The 1,464-nt window shown below is 46.7% G+C and carries 2 protein-coding genes; both read left to right on the plus strand.

Annotation, left to right across the window (positions count from 1 at the left end; genetic code table 11):
* Window positions 1-175: 175 nt before the first annotated feature.
* Complete coding sequence (locus tag EDM56_RS30955; protein WP_122921749.1) at window positions 176-706, plus strand: cysteine hydrolase family protein; 531 nt, start codon at window positions 176-178, stop codon at window positions 704-706.
* Between the two features lie 193 nt (window positions 707-899).
* Window positions 900-1,328, plus strand: coding sequence for a CPBP family intramembrane glutamic endopeptidase (locus tag EDM56_RS30960; protein ID WP_148040450.1), 429 nt, complete (start codon window positions 900-902; stop codon window positions 1,326-1,328).
* Window positions 1,329-1,464: the final 136 nt, after the last annotated feature.

Consider the following 1,464-nt stretch of genomic DNA (forward strand, 5'->3'; position numbering starts at 1 on the left):
GCAAGGTGCGGAAGCAATCAAGTTGCTGCTACCCACTGCCAACGAAATTACCATTACCGTCTCTGGGAATGCGAAGCTGTGGGACGTGGGGATCAGTGAACAAAAGCATTGGTGGGAGTGACGGAAGGATGGTACACTTATTCCAGATGGTAGGAAAAGGGAGGGTGGTTCTCGAATGAGTGCACAAACTGCGCTGCTCATCATTGATGCACAAAATTTTTTGATCGAGCATGCTTTTCAAGGACAAGCTTTGGTCGAACGAATCGAAAAGCTGGCTACGCGTGCCCGCGCGCTGCAAATTCCGGTCCTGTATGTTCAACATTGCGAGAGCGAGGGCGAGTTTACGATCGGGACGCCAACCTGGCAAATTCATCACGGGATTCCCCCACAAGAAGGAGAGCCTGTCATCCGCAAGTTTGCCTGCGATTCTTTTTTCGAGACGACCCTGAGCGATGAACTGGAGGCACGAGGAACCCGACATCTGGTCATTGTCGGTCTGCAAACCGAATATTGCATCGACACCACGAGCAGACGAGCGGTTACGTCCGGGTACAACGTGACACTCGTGGGTGATTGTCATTCGACGCTCGACAGTCCAGTCTTGTCAGCGGAACAAATTATTGCGCACCACAATAAGGTTTTGAACTGGTTTGGGACAGAGAAGAACCAGGTTTTTGTGAAAGGGTCTGAGGAGATTTTTGTTTAATCGAGATGGGTATCGTCTTAGTGCTTTTTTTATTTGTTTGTACTTAATCTGGACTGCGAAGGAAGTCTTGTTTCAGCTCTATTCCATCCCTACCCCCATTGCCCTTATTGTTAAATATGTGATTTGGATCGTTCCTGTCTACTTTTATCTGACTCAAATTGATCACATACAAAATTCGTGGCGAAATATTGGAATGAGGAATGCGGCACTTGGAGTAAAATGGGGGTTCCTGGTCAGCTTCATGATCGTTGTGATTGAAGCGGGACTGACGTATTCTTTTCAGGGCTCCTTTCATTTTGATTTGGGGTGGCGCTGGTTTACGACGTTGCTGTTTGCGATTCCGGAAGAAGTTCTCTTTCGAGGGTTTATCCTTCACAAGCTCTCTTCTTCGATGACGTTTATGAAAGCGAATCTGTTTGCTTCCTTGTTGTTTGTCTCCATCCATCTCCCGATTTGGCTGCTACAAGGCGGAGCTTCCCTACCCAAACTTATCGGCAATGGAGCTACCGTCTTCTTGGTCGGATACGGTCTTTCGTTACTTGTGAAACGCACGAATTCGCTTTGGTCATCGACGATTGTCCATACGGTCTATAACTTGCTGATTTACCTTAGGGCAACCTAAACTCATAGAAACAGCCTTCCGACAAAAGTCGTGGCGGCTGTTTTTTATTTTTCGCCAAAAACAGAAGGAAAATTCAAAAACTTATCATCTCTTCATCATCAATCTGTAACCGATGCATCAGGATTCTCCCATATAT

The organism is Brevibacillus fluminis, assembly GCF_003710825.1.
GTDB lineage: Bacteria > Bacillota > Bacilli > Brevibacillales > Brevibacillaceae > Brevibacillus_D > Brevibacillus_D fluminis.